The organism is Caldimonas brevitalea (genome assembly GCF_001017435.1).
GTDB lineage: Bacteria > Pseudomonadota > Gammaproteobacteria > Burkholderiales > Burkholderiaceae_C > Caldimonas > Caldimonas brevitalea.
This window is the reverse complement of the sequence record NZ_CP011371.1, coordinates 4,971,034-4,989,218: the sequence shown is the minus strand read 5'-3', so window position 1 is coordinate 4,989,218 and position 18,185 is coordinate 4,971,034. Positions and strand designations below refer to the sequence as shown.

Here is an 18,185-nt window from a genome sequence, read left to right as displayed (position 1 = left end):
ACCACAGCCGAACGTCGCGACGACGTCCGCAGTTCTGCATTGGTGTCGAAGTGCCGTGTGAGGTTCCATGGCTGCAAGCGGTCGGCTGTCGGAAGCCCAGCGCATCCACCGCCGGGTTGCTCAGCCCGGCGCTCGGCCCGATGCATCAGGGAGCACAGGATGGCCGGGCAGCGACGCGGATGTCGCCTGCAGGTCAGGCAGGGGCGGGGTCTGTTCCGGCTGAAGGTTGTGCCGCCACTGTGCCCCTGTGGTCGGGCGGAGCACGTCGACCGCAAAGACCCCGATCAGCCACACCATCCATTGAAGCAGCAGAGGCGCGAGCACCACGAAATCGCCTTCGTGCCTGGGGTGGCAGGTCCGGGCCGAATACGGGCAGCCTTCCTGCCACAGCGTCACCAGCCAGTCTTGGGCCACCACCATCAGCAAAAGCAACGTGGGGCGCGGGATGGGCAGACGGTCCACCACCAGTGACAACGAGAAGAAGAGGGCCCAGACAAAACTTGCGCCGAGCACCCGCAGTGCCGGATCGGCCACGTGTCGGTACACCCACGCGCCTGCCAGCGCGCCGACCGCAGCGTAGCCCACTCCCCACAAGATCAGCGCATTGGTGTTCATGGCGCGACTCTAGGAGGGACGGGTGAAGTGAAGATGAAGTGGGCGCGGGCGCTTGCGGCGCACACCGCCACGCGCTGCGCGCGAGCGTGGAGCCGGTCGGGCCACCGGTCGTTCACCTGTGCCGGTTCGACGCGATTGCGTTACGCTCTCGTTGCATGTGAGGGCCGACGCAAGGCTCTCGTCAGACCCCCTGCCACCCGCCATCTGCGCTGCGTCATGCACTCTCCAGAACTCGACAACTTGTGGGCGACGCTGCGCCATCAGGCACAGCAAACGGCGCATCAGGAGTCTGTACTGGCGCGCTACATGGGCCTGTTCGTGCTGGAGCAATCGTCGTTGGGCCGCTCACTGTCAGCCGTGCTCGCGGCGAAGCTGACGGCGGCGGGGGTGGATGAAGGTGAGCTCGCGGACGTCTTCCTGCAGACCCTGGCCGTTTCGCCCGACCTCCTGCAGGCCGTCGCGCGCGACCTCGTCGCCGCGTCGGACCGTGACCCGGCGGCCCACGGTGTTGCCAACGTCTTTCTCCATCACAAGGGCTTTCAGGCGCTGCAGGCGTATCGTCTCGCCCATGCCCTGTGGCTAGGGCAACGGCGCTGCCTCAGCCTGTTCCTGCAGAGCCGGGTGTCGGAAGTATTTGCGGTCGACATCCACCCTGCGGCCCGTATCGGCAGCGGCGTGTTCATCGACCACGGTACCGGGGTGGTGGTGGGCGAGACGGCCGTGGTGGAAGACGACGTTTCGCTGTTGCAGGAAGTCACGCTGGGCGGAACGGGCAAGGAGAGCGGTGACCGGCACCCCAAGGTCGGCAAGGGGGTGCTGGTGTGCGCCGGTGCCAAGGTGCTGGGCAACATCCGCATCGGCGAGGGCTCGAAGATCGGCGCTGGCAGCGTAGTCCTGTCCGACGTGGCGCCGCATACGACGGTGGTAGGCGTGCCGGCGCGGCCGGTGGGCACGCCGCGTGTCGACAGTCCCGCGTTGATGATGGATCAGCGGATCGAGGGGGATCGGGCATGGGCCGAAGACGGCCAGCGCCCTCTGGCGGGGACACAGAGCGCAACGGCCGAGCCGGCGGTGCCGCTGTCCGAGGCCGAGTGCTGAGGTGGCGACCGTCGGCGCTTCTTCAGCGCTGACGGCTACGGTCGATGCGGGTCGATGCGGGTCGAGTCGCGGGCGTCGACGTGGCGCTTGGCGTGCACGGACGGGTTCACTTCTACAGGAGGAAACCAAATGGACGAAGACCTCGAGACCCTGTCGCGCGACGAACTGCTGGCTCAGATCAAGAAGCTGCGTGCGGCGATTCGGGCGCACAGAGACTCTACTGGGCAGGAGCTGTGCTGGCATCACCCAGCGCTGTGGTCATTGCTTCCCGAGCAGACCGCGCCGCAGGTGGCGGTGCCCGACTGGCCGCAGTTCATGCGCGGCTGCGTTCGCTACCGACAGTCGCTGGATGAACAGCTGCCCGACGCTCCTCGCACCCGCGGCGAGTTCGGCGGGTGATGGCGCCGCATCACGAGGCCTGAACGCCATCGTGGTCTTTAGACGCTTGCTCGTCTTCGTTCCGGCGCTTGCGAACCTGTACGCCCTTCGGTGCATGAAAAGTGCGTGACGCGCGGGCCTCCTCGCCCTTGCGCAGTGCCGAGCCGAAACAGGCGCAGGGCGCTCGGAGCGTCCTTGCCGGCCGTGCCCACGGGCGGGCGGCGATGGCTGCAAGGTGAACGGATTTCTTCACAGCAGGAGCTCAAGCAGTTGCTGGCCACCTGTCAATGCTTACAGCCCGATAGTTAGGGGTGTTGGCTCCGGTGCATGTTCCCTAGCATGAGGTGTCAAGGGTGACTGGCGTGCAACGGCCTCCGTCAGGTGCGCGGCATCACCTCTTCCTGGCGTGAACGTTGGTGCTTCTACGGAGGCCATCGATCGCCCCGCCGGGAGGGTTCACCTCATCTGGAGCCTTCGACACATGACGACCAGGACCTTCCAGCTGATCACGCCGCTCGGGCCCGACGTGCTGAAGTTTCACCGGATGCACGGTCGTGAGGAACTGGCCCGTTTGGGCGAGTTCGAGATCGATGCGCTGAGCGAACGGGAGGACCTGGACCCTGACCAAGTCCTGGGCAGCAAGATCTCGGTGCGGATCGAGCTGCCGACGGGGGGCTACCGGTACCTGAGCGGCCACGCGACGCGCTTTGCACAAGTCGGCTACCAGCGGCGACTGCACCTTTACCGGCTGACGATGCGGCCCTGGCTGTGGCTGCTGACGCGCAATGCGAACTGCCGCATCTTCCAGAAGATGAAGGTGCCCGAGATCCTGAAGAAGGTGTTCGACGCGCACGGCGACGTGGCAAGCACCAGCTTCGAGTTGAGCGGCGAGTACCGGCAGTGGGACTACTGCGTGCAGTACCGCGAAAGCGACTTCAATTTCGTGAGCCGGCTGATGGAGCACGAGGGCATCTACTACTACTTCCGCCATGAAGCCGGGCGTCATGTGCTGGTGCTGACCGACGCGATGGGCGGGCACCGGCCATATGCTGGCTTCGAGCACATTCCCTACCTGCCGCACGAGCATGCGGCGCGGGCCGAGACCGAACACATCGGCGAGTGGAGCTTCGGCCGCGAGATCCAGCCGGGCCGCTATGTGCACGACAACTACGACCCCGGGAAGCCCCGCGTGCAGTTGCAGGGCATGGCGGCGATGGCGCGGGCCCACGCGCACGCCGACTACGAGGTCTACGACTACCCCGACAACCACCTCACGCCCGAAGAGGCGCACGACTATGCGCAGGTGCGCATCGAAGAACTGCAGGCCCGCCATGAAACCGTGCAAGGCCAGGCCAATGTGCGCGGGTTGTGCGTCGGCCATTTGTTCAAGCTGACCGGGCAGCCCCGGCTGGACCAGAACCGCGAATACCTCGTGCTGTCGGCCGACTACCGGCTAGAGGGCGAGGAGTACGAGTCGGCCGAGGGGGAGGGCGTGCGCTACGACTGCAGTTTCACGGCGCTGCCCAGCAGGCAGCCCTTCCGTCCCGAGCGGCTCACGCGCAAGCCGGTCGTTCAGGGGCCGCAGACCGCACTGGTGGTGGGCCCGGCGGGCGAGGAGATCCACACCGACGAGCAGGGCCGGGTGAAGGTGCGGTTCCACTGGGACCGCTACAGCAGCGGCGACGAAAACAGCTCTTGCTGGATCCGCGTGTCGCACCCTTGGGCCGGCAAGGGCTGGGGTGCGGTGAGCATTCCCCGCATCGGGCAGGAGGTGGTGGTCGAGTTTCTGGAAGGGGACCCGGACTGCCCGCTGATCACGGGGCGGGTCTACAACGCGGAACTGATGCCGCCGTATGCGGCGCCGGGGATGGTGAGCGGGTTGAAGTCGCAGACGCACAAGGGGGCGGGGTTCAACGAGGTTTCGATGGACGACACGGCGGGCAAGGAGAACATGAACCTGCATGCCCAATACAACATGGGCACGACGGTCCTCCATGACCAGACGAACACGGTGCAGAACGACCAGACGAACACGGTGAAGAACAACCGAACGACGACCGTGCAGGTCGGCAATGACGCGTTGAGTGTGCTGGCGGGGGCGCGCAGCGTGACCGTGAAGGGCGACAGCAGTCACACCGTGCAAAGCGGCTCGAGGACGGTTTCGGTGTTGACCGGGAACTACTTGGCCGTGGCGGCACAAGCGGTGTCGTTGCACGGGAAGGGCAAGGGCGTGAGCGTGATCGGCGATGTGGCAGGGGTCAACCTGACGGGCAACGCCCAAGGCGTGATGATCACCGGCAACGACATGGGCGCGACGATCGTCGGCAACGCCAAGGGCGTGAAACTCACCGGCAATGGCGAAGGCGTGTCGATCACCGGCAACCAGATGGGCGTCATGATCACCGGGAACCAGGGCGGCGTGACGGTCAATGGCAAAGAGAAGGGCGTCAAGGTTTTCGGCACGTCCGAAGGTGTGTACATCGACGGAAAAGGTGGTGGTGGTGTGGCGGTGTTCGGTGATCCGGGCAGCGAGCTGAGCGGGACGGAGCAGGCCCGGGTGTTCGCGAAGACCGTCAACGTCGGCAACGAATCGACGGGAGAGGCCACGGTGTTCGGCAAGAAGGTCGTGCTGACCACGGGCGGCGGCGCCAGCATCACCCTCGACGGCGGCGAAATCATCCTGCAAGGCACGATCGCGCACATCAATTGAGGTGTGCAGGGAGACAGACATCATGTGGCATGACAAGGTGCATCTGACCGCCGACATCGATCTCGACGACGTGAGGGCCTCCCTGCGCCAGTTGCTGCAGCAGGCGGCGACGCCGACGGAACCGGCGCGGCCCGCTGCATCGGCCGGCGGTGGGACCTCGCTGGTCGGCGAGGTGATGGACACCCACCATCCCGACCTGCCCGGGCGTGTCTTCGTGCAGTGGTTGTCCGAGACAGGTCAGTCTTGCGAGCAATGGCTGGCCTGTGTGCGCGGCGCGGCGGCGAACCGAGGCGACCGTGTGCTGCTGGAACAGCCGGCCAACTGGCCCGAGAAGCTGGTGACGGGTGTGCTGATCACCGACCAGGAGGCCTCGGCCCGTCCCGCCGAGGCTGTGGCTCAGACGCTGGAGCTGCCGCACGACCAGTGCGTGCGCATCACCGACGATGCGCAGCGACCGCTGTTGGAGGTCTACGCATCGAGCCAGGGACCTGTCGTACGGTTGCTGGGCGATGCGTTGACACTGGAGGCCCCCAAGACCTTGAAGCTGCAGGCCGAGACCTTGGAGTTGCAGGCGGGGCGCGGCGGCGTGGACATCCGCACCGAGGCCGATACGGTGGTGCGCAGCCGCTACATCAGGCTCAACTGACCGCAAAGGCGAGTGTCCATGCGCCGCGAGTACGTTGCCATGGAGTCGGCGCTGCAAGAGTTCATCGAGCAGCCCGACGACCCGGTGCTGGTGCTGCGTGGCCCGGATGCAGACATGCTGTTTCCGCTCAAGGCCCTGCAGGAGTGGGACCGGCAGCGGCCCGATCCGGTGTTCATGCTGTTTGCGTTCCCGTGCAACACGGTCGACGATTTTCTGAAGGCGAGCCTGGATGCGGTGAGCACGCAAATCCAGGCCGGCAACGCAGTGCGCGCGAAAGAAGGGCTGACACCGTGGGCGCCGCTGCCGCTGCTGTGCCTCGACAAGCGCCGGCCGGCGGCGCAGCGTCTGGTCGCGGCGATCATGCACGTGCGCGGGCTGTTGGCCGCCGAGCAAGAGGTCGTGTGGGTAATGTTGCCCAACGAGGTCGGCGATGCCGAAGGCTACCGCGATCTGGTGGCGCCGCTGCTGGAGGGGGTGCACGACTGGATGCTGGGCCAGCACTTCATCGTGCGTGACCGGCGCGACGAGCCGTTTCTCTTGCAAGGCCGCGAACGGCTCGACGGCGTTTTGCGGCTGGAGATCGACTTCTCTGCCGCCAGGGCGGCCGACTCGCTCGTGCAGGCCGTCAACGACCCCTTGCAGCCGCTACCGCAGCGCATGCAGGCGCTGCTGCAGTTGGCCGCGTTCGACCTCGCCTACGAGCGCTTCGACATGGCGCACGAGAAATATGCGCTGCTGTACGACTACCACCGGCAGCAGGGCGACATGGTCGGCCGGGCGCTGGCGCTAGGCGGTGCGGGTGACGTCGCGACGCGACTGGGGCGTGAGGAGGAAGCGCTCCACCGCTATCAGCAAGCGATCGCGCTGGCGGGACCGGCGAAGAGCGCAGGCGTGATGCTCAACCTGTTGATGGCGGCCGGTCGCCTCTCTCTAGGGCTGAGCCGCTGGGGCGACGCCGAGGGCTACTACGAACTTGCCAGCCGGCTGGCTGGCAAGCTGCTGTTCACGAACGCCAAGATTGAGGCGATGGAGCAGCAGGGCGCGGCGCTGGCGGCACAAGGCAAGCCCGTCGATGCCGCGAAGCTCTGGATCGACGCGAAGGGGCTGTGCCGGGCGTTCGATTGCTTCGATGCCTGGCGCTCGCTGTTGGACCGCTTGCGTGACCTGTACGCAGGGATGGGGATGCAGCCCGAGGTGGCGACTTGCGAACTGGAGTTGGGGGCGCTGCTCCGCAAGACCGAGGCGCTTGGTGCGGAACACGCGGCTGCCCACGCCTGTGACCATAGAGCGGGCCAGCCGGCTTCGTCGCTGTCGACATGACACTGCCGTCGCATCAACTGCAACCTGGCGCTGAGGAGCCCGCTCCCCAGCCCCTGATCGCACCGACCGGCAACAGCGGTGTCGATGCGCTCGCGGGGGTGGTGAACCGCACGGCATCGCCGTTTCAGGGCAGCCCGCCGCCTGAGCAAGGCAGTGTGGGGGTCGCGAGCCATTGGGTGGGCGCGACGATGGGGGTGGTGGGCGGATGTTTTGAACTGCTCAACACCGGTTTCGCGCTGTTGACGTCGCCGCTGAACTCGCTCGCGCCGGCTTTGCCGGCGGCCTTTCTGACAGTGCCGCACCTCGGGACCCCGCATGCCCACGCCCACCCGCCCAGCATGATGGCGCCGTTGCCCAGCCTCGGGCTCACGGTGGGCTCGGGGTGTTTGAGTGTGTTGATCTCCGGTATCCCGGCCGCTCGTGCGGGTGATATCGGCATGGCCCCCACCTGTGTGGGCTATGCGCCGGCGTATGAGGTCTTCACCGGGTCGAGCAACACCTTCATCGGCGGCTCGAGGGCGGCCCGGCTGGGGATGGACCTGACGCGCCACTGCAACCCGGCGTCCGCAATCGGCAAACTGGGGATGGCGATGTCGGCCGCCGGTGCGGTGACGGGGGGACTTGCCGCTGGTGCGCAGGCGGCCGGGGGTGACTCTGGCGCGGCGGCGATGACGGCGGCTCAGACAGCGGCGGACGCTGCGGCGGCCGCCATCATGGCGGCGTTGAGCGCCTTGCTCGGCAAGGACCCCGGTATGGCACCCAGCATGGGCATGCTGATGGCTGGCAGCCCGACCGTGCTGATCGGGGGCTTTCCGCTGCCCGATGCGATGGAAGCAGTGGGCAAGGCGTTCGGGCTGCTGAAGGCGGCGAAGAGGGCGGGGCCGCCACCGAAGGCGAAGAAGCCGCCGCTGGAGAAGCAGAACGCGAAATGCGATCGGCCCGGGCACCCGGTAGACCCGGTGAGCGGCGCAAGCGTGAACGAGTTTGTCGACCACGAAGAGTTCGGCCCCGGGTGCTTTCGGTGGGAGCGGTACTACAGCAGCGCGCGCTGCAACGAAGACGGCGCGTTGGGATGGGGCTTTCGGCACTACTACCAGCGGGAGCTGCGGCTGTTGCGCACGCGCGCCGTGTACGTGGACGGGGAAGGGCAGACCTACAGCTTCCGGCGGGGGGAGGACGGCGTCTACCGAGGTGTGCTGGCCGGCTACGAACTGGAGCAGCGCGACGAGCACCGGTTCGTGGTCAGCCACGACGTGCACGGGTCGATGGGCTTTGAGCGCGCGACGCCGGACGAGAAGACGGCTCGGCTCGTGGCCTTGGTGCTTGGCGACGTGCGCATGCATTTTGGCTACGACGACCATCAGCGGCTGGCAGCGGTGGCCGCGGCGGGCGAAGAGCAGGTCTTCGAGCAGAGCTTCTGGTTCCGGTACGACGAGCATGGGCACTTGACCACGATCGAACGATCGCAAGGACATGAGTTGTCGACTGTTGCCCGTTACGCGTATGACGAGGAAGGCTGCCTCGTCACGTGGACGAACGCGCTCGGTGCATCGATGACCTACGGCTACGACGACCAGCGGCGCATGACGCGCGAGACAGACGCCAACGGGTTCTCGTTCTTCTATGGATACGACGGCGAGGGGCGCTGCGTCGCGAGCGCGGGGCAGGACCAGGTGTGGCGGGTGGAGCTGAAGTACGAGCCGGGGCGGACGCGGGTGACCGAGGCGGATGGGGGGCAGTGGGTTTTCGTCTACAACGAAGCTGGCACGGTGACGAGGATCGTGGACCCGTATGGCGGGGCGACGGAACGTGTCATCGGTGAGGACGGGCGGGTCATTGAAGAGATCGGGTCGGGCGGTCACGCGATGAGGTGGCTTTACGACGCGAAGGGGCGCAATACGGGGCGCATGGACCGTTGGGGGAATGTCTGGCCGACGAAAGACGAGGCGCCGGTCCTGCCCAATCCGCTGGCCCATGACGTGCCGGGTACGCCGTTCGAGTTGCAGTGGGGAAACGTGCAGGCGCTCAAGCCGGCCGAGTTCTTTGGCATTCCGGTCCAACTGCAATCTGTGGCTGCGCAGGTGCTCGCGCTGGCCGCACCCGTACTGGCAGAGCCCGCGATCGTGCGCGACATGGCGGGTCGGGTGGTGGAGGAGGTGGACGCCTACGGGCGCAAGGAACGGTTTGCCTACGATGCAGCCGGCCACCTCAGGTCACGCGAGGACAAGGACGGGCAGATCTGGCGCTATGCCAGGTCATCGTGGCGAGTGCGGGGTGCCGAGGGCGACCCCTTGGGCCATACGGTGCAGTACGGCTACACGCTGCGCGAGAAGGTCGCGCAGGTCATCGACGCGAACGGCAACGAGAGCCGCTACGAGTACGACTACAAAAATCGTCTCACGAGCGTCACCCGGCACGGCATTGTGCGGGAAACCTATCGCTATGACGTCGGCGACCGGCTGATCGAGAAGAGGGACGCCAACGGCGAGGCGTTGCTGAGCTTCGAGGTGGGAAGCAACGGCCTGCACAGCAAGCGCATCTTGCGCAGTGGCGAGGTCCACAGCTATGAGTACGACGAACGGGGCAATCTGACCATGGGGTCGACCAAAAAGTACGACGTGCGCATCACGCACGACGCGTTGGGCCGCCGGACGTCGGACCTGCGCGACGGCAAGGGTGTGCGACACGAGTACCGACGCTCGCTCTTGTCCCGCAGCGAGTACTTGAATCGCTTTGTCATCCACTACGACGTCACGGCCGATGGAGACATCTGCATCAGAACACCCGACGGGGGTGTTCAGCGAGTGATGCGAAGCGCCGACGGCGCGGTTCTCTTGAAGCTGGACAACGGCACAACTGAGCTGAGGCGGTTCGACGCAGACGGTTGGTGTATCGGACGACTGCGCTGGCAGGGCGAATGCGCTCAGACGGCGCATTGGGTGCGCTATCAGTACAGCGCGACGGGCGAGCTGCTGCGGGTCGTGAGCAGCGCCGACGGCTCGGTCGAGTACCACTACGACCGAGCCCATCGGCTCGTCGGCGAGGCCCGCGACGGCTGGGTGCTGCGACGCTACGAATACGACGGTGCAGGCAACCTGTTGTCGGCTTCGAGCAATCCCGAAATGCGTTACGACAACGGTAACCGGCTTGTCGAGTCGACCCGGGGGACGTACCACTACAACCAGCGAAACCACTTGGCTGAAGTCGTTGACGCCCTCGGTACTCGGACGTCCTACCACTACAACAGCATGGATCTGTTGGTCGGGGTGGAATGGAGCAACCGCGAAGGTGCCTGGACGGCAGAGTACGACGGGCTGTGCCGCCGAATCTCGAAGGCCCTCCATGCCGCACGCACTGAATACTACTGGGACGGAGACAGGCTGGCGGGAGAGGTGGGGCCAGAAGGTAACTTGCGCATCTACGTTTACGTGGACGAAGCAGCCTTGCTGCCGTTCATGTTCATCGATTACGACAGCGTCGAGCAAACGCCAGAGTCAGGGCGACCCCACTTTGTGTTTTGCAATCAAGTGGGGTTGCCCGAACTCATCCAGGACGCATCGATTGGGGCAGTGTGGCAGGCGAAGGATATCGATCCGTACGGCTCCATCTCCGTTGTCTCCGGTAATACAGTGGAGTACGACCTGCGATGGCCGGGGCATTGGTTCGACCGCGAAACCGGACTGCACTACAACCGATTTCGATCGTACAGCCCCATGCTCGCTCGATATCTGCAGTCAGATCCGATGGGGCAGGCGGGGGGATACAATTTATACGCCTACACCGCTAATCCGCTGCTTGCAGTCGACGTGCTAGGCCTGACGTGCCCGCACGGAGAAGACGCCACACCAGATTGTGAGAGATGCGGTCCGAACGCGGAGCGGGCTGATCCAGGCACGGCGGCAGCTGGCGATGCTGGAGCTTCCGAGGTCGGGAATTACACGGGAAGGATCCGCTGGGGCATTAGGGATGTGGACGTGCGTGAGGCGCCCCCTGGTTACTGGGGCCAGAGGTTTCCGCTGACCGACCCGGACGCTGACGCGTACGAGCGCCAGATAAACCCGAACAACGAGAGCTACTACCTGCCTCACCCCAATGGCGGGTACGTTCAGTTCGAGAACCTTGCGGGTGACACGCTTCAGGATGGAAAACTGGTTACGAGTCCGAGTTCCATCTACTATGTCGCGGACAAGCCTGAGTTCCTAAACAAGAATATCCTGGCAGAAGCCAATCGACAGGTGGAAGCGGCCAGGGCCGCGAACCTGCAAGTGGAATGGCTGGTCTCCGACGAACGGGCAGCAGCTCAGTTGCAGGCCCTGTTCCAAAGTCAACCCCAGCCCATCCCGATTACAGTGACGTATCTGCCTGTGGCGGGGGAATAATGGACATCCTGATTTCGGAAAACAGATTGACCGTTGGCGTCGCGTTGCTGACGCGACTGGCGGAGAAAGTGCCGACTGTTCGTTGGCGCGACCTTGACGAAGACGTAAGGCAGGCATATGCCCGCCATGTCGCACTGCTAGATAGCGATTTGCGGCGGGAGTTGGGTGTCAGTGACCTGTCGGAGTCCGCCGCGTTCTACAACGCGTACTACTGGGTTTTGGTGTTCGCAAAGCGATACCAGGCTCGGTATGGCTTTGATGCCGGTATTGAGCAGGAAGCCTTCAAGGTGTTGGAACGCGCTCCTGCCGATGTGGATTGGACGGTGGTTGAGCGCGTCAGTCAGGCCGCGCAGCAAGCGTAGATCGAGAGCGAGTCGAACGGCGAAGTCCAACAGGCTGCAAGCTCCCCGTGACGCTACTGGCACCGGGCTGCCCCGGAGGTCGAGGCGTCCAGCTTCGAGAGAAGCGACCCGCAAGGAGAACGTCGTTCGCGTCGCGGGAGGCTTTCTGCGCGGCACGACGGCGGCAGTGGGCGGGAAGCGCCTGCAGCGGCGTCCGCCGACGGGCAAGCGTCGTTCAGGAGCATTGGGGGATGTAGCGACGACCGCCTCGCTACGAATCCGATCAAGAACATCCTGCCAAGGTGCTCCAGGTCATCAAAACATCCGACCGACATGGCGCTGCGTTAGATGCGACGTCCTGTATCAGATCTGACACCCGCCCCGCTCCCGCTGCGCTGTAAGGATGCAACGCATTGCTGTTGCGTCCCCCCGTACCGCAGGAGACTCACATGGACAAGTCGCGACGAGGCTCGGCGACCGAGAACAGAGTTTACGTGTCCGGCCTCTCCGCGCACGCCTTCGCGGACCAGGACGACACCGCAGGTGCACTCGTCTACGCCGACCCGCCCAAACGCTACGACGTCTCCCAGCAGAACCCGTCCGGACCCACCGGCCCAGCCGTGCCCCCCATCCTGGCCGAACTGCTGCGTGCCAGTGGCCTCCCTCAGAGGCGCCAAGCCCTGTCCTTCACGTTACAGCGCCTCGGCCTGTCGTGGCTGGGCTACGCCCGGATGACATGCGCCGGCGGGCGCGCCACCCCCATTGCCCTGTGCTCCGCCCACGAAGACGAAAGCTGGGTACGCCGCTACCTCGCCGCCCAATACTGGCGAATCGATCCGCGACTGCCTGCCGCCGCCTCCGCCTCCTTGCCTCTGCTGTGGGAAACGCAGGGCCTCCGACAGATGGGCGGACAGCCGGCGTCCCTGACCTTGCTCCGGTTCGTGGCCGATCTCGAAGCCACCGGTGCACGCGCTGGCATCACGGTGAGCGTGCCGAGCGGCACCGGGGCCGACCGCTACTTCATCACGCTGACCTCCACCACGTTGCAGGTCGAAAGCCTGTATGAGGTCTTGCAGCCCGCCACCTTGCTCGCCCTCGCCGTGCACGACTTCTACAGCCGCTACACCGTGCCCCCGGTGCACCCGGCCGGGCCCGAGGGCCAGGTGACGCCGATCCAGCGGCGCATCTTGCAGGCCTTGCGGCGCGGCCTGTCCGACAAAGAGATCGCCGCCGTAGTGCAGACCACCCGCGCCAATGTCGACTACCACATGCGCAAGCTGCGCAAGCGGTTCAGCGTGCAAAATCGCGTCCAACTATTGCAGGTCGCCCAGGGCCTGGTGCCGGTGTGACGAGGCCGGTTGCCCGGGCACCCTCAGGCGGAGAACCGATGTGCACTACCTGACATTCGACATCAGCGAAGGTGCCGAGGGCATCACCACACTGGAGGCCATGGCGTCCACATCGGCCGAACACCATGCAGCGGTGCTCGCCGAGGCGCAGCAGGTGTTGGACTGGGCCTGGCAGCGGTTCCCGCACACGCACGGGCCCGTGGATGACGGCATGGACTGGGACCATGATCTGCAGGTGCATGTGGAAGACGGTGCCTGGCACGTCGTGACGCTGACCCTGGCCGGCTCGCCGCGTTTTGTCGAGGAGTTCTTGGCGACCTTCGGCGCTCTGCAAGACGAATGACGCCCGCACGCCGGCATGGGCTGTTCTAGGGGCTCAGCTGACCCAGCTCACCGGCGATGAGGACACTGCACCGTTGGCAACGCCTCTCCGTCGGAGCCCTACTTCATGCAGGTCCAAGAGGCCTTGGGCTGTCAAGTGAGAGTGCCACAATGAACTGCTCTGCATCAGGGGGCCGCCATGTTGGACAAGCCAGCGCCATTCGTGGTCAACGTCGACAGCGTCGAGGAAGAGCAGCACCTGCAAGGTGAACACTGGGGCGGCGCCTTCAAGCCGCTGACGCCGGCGCTCGACAAACGACCCGGGCGCCTCGGCGTCAACCTCTCGCGTGTGCCATCCGGCCGCTCGGCCTGTCCCTTCCACGCGCACAGCCGGGAAGATGAGGTGTTCTTCGTGCTGTCGGGCCGTGGCGTGTTCCGGTATGGCGAGAGCGTGCAGGAGATCGGGCCCGGCGACTGCATCTCGTGCCCTGCCGACACCGGCGTGGCGCATCAACTCGCCAATCCCTTCGACAGCGACCTCGTCTACCTCGGCATCGGCCTCAACGATCCGCATGAAGTCTGCGTCTATCCCGACACCGGGAAGATCAATGTGCGCAGCCTCGGGCGGGTGGGCTACCTCGACGACGCGCCTTACTACGACGGTGAGCCGGAGCGGCCGCGAATTTTCGAGTTACCCGTCGAGCCTCGCAGTCGCCGTGATCCTGGGTAAGGGCCGGGCGAGCGGCTGCCTGGGCGCGTCGTCGCGGCCGCTGCAGTTTGCATCGGGTGGTCCCCGCAAGAAGGACTGCAAAAGCCCTCCATTTCCGCTGATCGGACGACCACCGCAAGCCTAGAATTTCCCCATCGAAGCGCAGAACCGGCCGCAACATTGGGCGGATCGGACTGATGTCCCGGGAACCCGTCACCCAGCGCAAAGAAACCGTCGTCGAGCACCATCGCTGTGCCGATGTCCCGGAAGTCGAGCCCGCCGCCAGCAATGGCCGCGGGCTTTTCTTATGGTGCGCGAGCACACCAGCGCGGCTCGCTCGTAGTACATTTTTCAGATGTGCTACTCCGCGCAGATCTGGGCCCACTACCGCGATTTCATCCGGCAGTTCGGCGCCATCCTCGACCTGCCGCAGTTCGTCGACGTCTTCTGGCATCGCCGCAGCAATCCGAAGATCAAGATTCCGCGGGCCGTCGAGGCGAGCTTCGAAACGCCCGAGTCCGAGCCGGCGCAACAGGTCAAAACCTGGATCGACGAGTTCCGCGCCGCGCAGGCCACCGGTTGGGAGCAGGAACTGTTCAAGCAGAAGAAGCGTTTGGCGGACGCCGAGCGTAGGCTGCAGACCAAGACGACCAAGGCCGCACTCGAAGCGCAGCGTATCGCCACGGCCAAGATCGAATGGCTGCGCGGCAAGCTGGCCGACCTCGGGCGACGCGACGTGCAAGACCAGGACGCCCGCATCTTCCCGGGTCACTATGCGCCGGTGATGGTCGCCGAGGGCGGCCGACGGGTGGTCAAGCTGATGCGCTACCAGTGCCGCCCCGCCGGCAAGCTCGCCGCCTACGACACCAAGTTCCCGGGCACCTACAACGCCCGCCGCGACAACCTCGAAGGCTACTGGAAGCCGCTGTTCGGCTACTCGCACGGTCTGATGGTCGTCAACGCCTTCTACGAGAACGTCAGCGGCGTCCGGGCCGACGGCACGACGGAAAACGTCGTGCTCGAGTTCCGGCCCCAACCCCCCCAGGACATGCTGGTCGCCTGCCTCTGGTCACGCTGGGAGGACAGGGCCACCGGCGAGGTGCTGTATTCCTTTGCCGCCATCACCGACGAGCCGCCACCCGAAGTGGCGGCGGCCGGCCACGACCGGTGCATCGTGCCGATCCAACCGCAGCACATCGACGCCTGGCTCAACCCCGACCCGACCGACATGGCGGCGCAGTACGCCATCCTCGATGACCGCCCTCGGCCCTATTACGAGCACCGGCTGGCGGCTTAGGCGGCCGAGTACGCGCGGCCCCTGCAGAGCTGCGACCTGATTGTTTGCCCGCGAGGATGATGGCCGCGTGAAGCCGGTCCGTGACGAGATCACCTATTGCCGTCGCTTTCTGTGTACCGGGTTCCATCCCATCTAAACAAATGGCGTTCGAAATCGTTGGGACCTGACAGTTCAGTCCCAACGAGGTCCTTGTAGCCGCCAGTTCTTTTTGACACCGGGCCTATGCCCGATCCGAAGTAGATGAATTGCTGTTTCACGGCCATACCGTCGACCAAAAACACCCCCGTGTAGAAATTGCGTGCCTTCCTCACTGGCTCGACAAAACAGCCTTGAATGTTTCCCTTCTTCGCGATCTTCTTGCCATGGAACTCCAGTTGGGACTGGAACTGATCCAGTTCGCATGGCTCTTCGCCGCAGACGAACTGCAAGTATTCTTTGTCCTTATGCAGAAGGCTGGCCATCTCCTGCTGCTGTTCCAGAGAGCCGCAGGAATAGGCCGGCAAGGAGAGGGCGAATATCGCCGCGATGATTAAACTTTTCATTATTGCCTCTGCTTGGTTAGCGGCACTTCTATCGAGTGATGCACCCTGAAGAATTTCTTCTTGGGTTGGCCGTTCGCATTCAGCGCCGGGGTGCCGTCATCGTTAAATATCGGCTCTTTGACCGGCCTGCGTCTCCAATCGAACTCGATTGTTTCGGTGTCGCTTTGACTGATGTCGTCAAGCAACACATATTTCAGATATACGGCAGCCTGCAGTCGAGTTGCCAACCCGTTCACCTTCTCAATGGCCACATTCCCATTGGTGGCACGACTGCCATTTACCACGTCGTCAATCCGCAATCCCGCATCGGACGTTTGCAGCACGTTGATCCCGGTGGCGATCAGGGAAGGGTTGATCCAATAAAAGCCGCCACTATCCGCACAGTTCGCCGCGCTGAAGTTTGAATTTGTGCTCGCGATCACATCGTTTGGATTGTAGCCAAGATTTTGAAACGGTGCGGGCGCCGTTCCATTGAAGCCTCGGTACTTGCCATAGGTCTTGTAGTTATTGAAGTGAGTCAGCTGAATCAATCCGCGCCCGTAATACGGCGCATACGTGGCATTCGGTCCGCCGCCCTCCACGACAAACTGGAAGAAGCCGCTTTCTTCTGCCAACTGAGCAAACAGGTGGGCGAGTCGCTGTTTCGATTCCGATATCAAATATTTCCGAGCAGCGATGTTGATAGGAATGGCGAAGCGGCGTGCTCTCGCTTCTGCATTTTCCCACGACGCAACATTGGAAATCGGGAATGTCCCGGTGGAAGAAAGATGGCGGTGCTGGCGGGGAATGCATTGAGCGAACTCTCGCGTGCTCAACCATCCGCACTTGCGGAAGTGGCGGATGAACTCCCTCGGGTCGAACTTCCAATGCGTGGAGGGAAAATCGGCGCTGTCGGCGGCGTCACTTGCTTTCAACTTGGCCGACTGCCAAAAGCTCAGAGCGCTGACGTGCGCTTGGCGCTCTGCATACTCGACGTCGGTCAGGGGCAGCAGATTCTCTTCCGTCTGGACCTTCAGCCAGCTGTGACGACTGTCGTAGTTGGAGGCGTCCCATTCGGTCGGGAACTTGCAGATGGCGCGACGCGCGCGCTTTCGCAGGTCGTCGGTGGCGAGCCGGGCGCTGATTTCGGCGGCGGTAAGCGCGTTGTCGCCATTCGCATCTAGCCATCGCCTAAGGGTCGGCGAGTTGCACCGGCTGTCGGCGTCCTTGTCGTCATCGATCAAGGACCAGCCTGCCCAGGGAGGACAGTCGGCATCGCTAAATTTCCTGACGTTCGGCGCGTTGAGATCGATCCAACCCGAGGAGACCGCTCCCCCTTCGAGCACTGCATTGACCCGGCGGAAGTGAACATGGCGCCCGATGTGCAGGTTGGTGTCGTCCGCGTGCAAGGTGTCCGTCCCCAGAACGCGACCAAATCTGAGGATCTCTAGGCCGGCGCTCGCACGGTTCGGAAAAAGAGACGTTGCCTCCGCAAGAAGGCGGTATTCCGCGTTTGGTTCGCTTAGCGGTTCCGTGCCAATCGCGCGACCTTCCAGGGTCAAGCTGTACATGACACGAGCGCCGGTAGCGAAGCGCATTCCGGCCACCATTGCCGATCCGGTCCTGCCCACTTCCGCGATGCGCGTAATGCCAGGCGCAGCTGCGGCCGCGGCAGCCGTCGACGGAGCCGGCACCCTGACTCTCTTGTTTGTCGAGGCGAGTTTCGACGCGATCCATGTGGCGAAGGCTGCGTCCGTATCGGCACTACGCCCGTTGATCGCTTTGAGAGTTGATACTCGGGTGGTGAAGCGAGCGGCAAGCGACCCCGGCGTGTCGCCCGCGGTCAAGACGTGCTCTCTTGTCGTCGTGGAGGGGTTCTCGGCGTAGACCGGGGCCCCGGCTGGGACGACGAAGTAAATGTCGCCAAAAACCGCATCCGTCCTCCCGTCTACTTGTGTGTTGAGCGCGGGAGTCGTCCTTGCGACCAACTTTTGCAGGTTCTGGTCGTCGCAAACGATCTCGAAGTGGATCTTGTTCGGTTCTCCATAGATATGACCGGCCTGGCCAATTTCGTCCTTGCGGTAGATCGGCTTGCCCTTGATCACCGAGGGTCTGACGCTGTGCAAGTGCATGTAGATCGAGAAGAAGATCACCTCAACAGCCGCCTCCCCAGCCCCGACGCCGATGCTCGTCTTGTGCCGAACGACGACCACGGCGTCGCTGGTGTAGCCGGGACCGTAATGCAGGGGGCCGTTAGGCGCAGCTTCTGATCGATGTTTGACGTAAACCACCGTCCCGTCGGCAATGGCGCGTACAGGCTGCGGCACGTTGTTCTGACCCATAGGGGCAGCCAAATGCAGTCCGCCGTGCCAATCTAGCAATTGACCTACAGGATAGGAGCCGCGCGCCACATGATCGACGGCCATTGCCTGCTCAAGCCAGTTCTCTTCGCTAAGGGTTCCCCGAGGAGGAAGAAATGGAGGGCTGATCAGCATCTCGAT

Annotated in this window: 14 protein-coding genes; 11 read left to right on the top strand and 3 right to left on the bottom strand. The window is 64.3% G+C overall.

Translation table 11 applies throughout. From position 1 onward, the window contains the following. Positions 1 to 120: 120 nt before the first annotated feature. Positions 121 to 615, bottom strand: coding sequence for a hypothetical protein (locus AAW51_RS21035; RefSeq protein WP_047196172.1), 495 nt, complete (start codon positions 613 to 615; stop codon positions 121 to 123). Between the two features lie 240 nt (positions 616 to 855). On the opposite strand from AAW51_RS21035, the gene cysE reads away from it, so the two are divergent. The 11 genes from cysE to AAW51_RS20980 all read left to right on the top strand — a co-directional run bounded on the left by cysE (position 856) and on the right by AAW51_RS20980 (position 15,163). After that, positions 856 to 1,713 (top strand): serine O-acetyltransferase, encoded by an 858-nt coding sequence (gene cysE / locus AAW51_RS21030; protein WP_238947660.1) that lies wholly within the window; start codon positions 856 to 858, stop codon positions 1,711 to 1,713. A gap of 129 nt (positions 1,714 to 1,842) precedes the next feature. Next, positions 1,843 to 2,112, top strand: a complete 270-nt coding sequence (locus tag AAW51_RS21025) for a hypothetical protein (protein WP_047196171.1) — start codon at positions 1,843 to 1,845, stop codon at positions 2,110 to 2,112. A 460-nt stretch (positions 2,113 to 2,572) separates the two neighbouring features. Further along, positions 2,573 to 4,801: a type VI secretion system Vgr family protein gene (locus AAW51_RS21020; RefSeq protein ID WP_053013821.1), complete on the top strand. Its 2,229-nt coding sequence runs from the start codon at positions 2,573 to 2,575 to the stop codon at positions 4,799 to 4,801. 22 nt (positions 4,802 to 4,823) lie between these two features. Continuing rightward, the gene (locus AAW51_RS21015; protein ID WP_047196170.1) at positions 4,824 to 5,447 is read left to right on the top strand and encodes a hypothetical protein; all 624 of its coding nucleotides are present in this window, start codon (positions 4,824 to 4,826) and stop codon (positions 5,445 to 5,447) included. A gap of 18 nt (positions 5,448 to 5,465) precedes the next feature. Next, on the top strand, positions 5,466 to 6,767 hold the full coding sequence (locus AAW51_RS21010; protein WP_047196169.1) for a tetratricopeptide repeat protein: 1,302 nt from the start codon (positions 5,466 to 5,468) through the stop codon (positions 6,765 to 6,767). Continuing rightward, entirely contained in the window at positions 6,764 to 11,146 is a 4,383-nt protein-coding gene (locus tag AAW51_RS21005) for an RHS repeat-associated core domain-containing protein (protein ID WP_083438473.1), read from the top strand. Before AAW51_RS21010 ends, AAW51_RS21005 begins: the two co-directional genes overlap by 4 nt. Continuing rightward, the gene (locus tag AAW51_RS21000; RefSeq protein WP_047196167.1) at positions 11,146 to 11,508 is read left to right on the top strand and encodes a hypothetical protein; all 363 of its coding nucleotides are present in this window, start codon (positions 11,146 to 11,148) and stop codon (positions 11,506 to 11,508) included. The genes AAW51_RS21005 and AAW51_RS21000 overlap by 1 nt, the downstream gene beginning before the upstream one ends. Before the next feature lie 428 nt (positions 11,509 to 11,936). Beyond that, positions 11,937 to 12,836 (top strand): helix-turn-helix transcriptional regulator, encoded by a 900-nt coding sequence (locus AAW51_RS20995; RefSeq protein ID WP_047196166.1) that lies wholly within the window; start codon positions 11,937 to 11,939, stop codon positions 12,834 to 12,836. Positions 12,837 to 12,876: 40 nt separating this feature from the next. Next, positions 12,877 to 13,179 (top strand): hypothetical protein, encoded by a 303-nt coding sequence (locus tag AAW51_RS20990; RefSeq protein WP_047196165.1) that lies wholly within the window; start codon positions 12,877 to 12,879, stop codon positions 13,177 to 13,179. Between the two features lie 177 nt (positions 13,180 to 13,356). Further along, on the top strand, positions 13,357 to 13,887 hold the full coding sequence (locus AAW51_RS20985) for a cupin domain-containing protein (RefSeq protein ID WP_053013820.1): 531 nt from the start codon (positions 13,357 to 13,359) through the stop codon (positions 13,885 to 13,887). A gap of 334 nt (positions 13,888 to 14,221) precedes the next feature. Further along, the gene (locus AAW51_RS20980; protein ID WP_047196164.1) at positions 14,222 to 15,163 is read left to right on the top strand and encodes an SOS response-associated peptidase family protein; all 942 of its coding nucleotides are present in this window, start codon (positions 14,222 to 14,224) and stop codon (positions 15,161 to 15,163) included. 89 nt (positions 15,164 to 15,252) lie between these two features. Here the strand turns inward: AAW51_RS20980 and AAW51_RS20975 are convergent, their stop codons facing one another. Beyond that, on the bottom strand, positions 15,253 to 15,705 hold the full coding sequence (locus AAW51_RS20975) for a hypothetical protein (protein ID WP_047196163.1): 453 nt from the start codon (positions 15,703 to 15,705) through the stop codon (positions 15,253 to 15,255). Beyond that, a complete protein-coding gene (locus AAW51_RS20970) occupies positions 15,705 to 18,179 on the bottom strand; it encodes a M23 family metallopeptidase (protein WP_047196162.1) in 2,475 nt (824 codons plus the stop codon). Before AAW51_RS20970 ends, AAW51_RS20975 begins: the two co-directional genes overlap by 1 nt. Positions 18,180 to 18,185 lie beyond the last annotated feature (6 nt).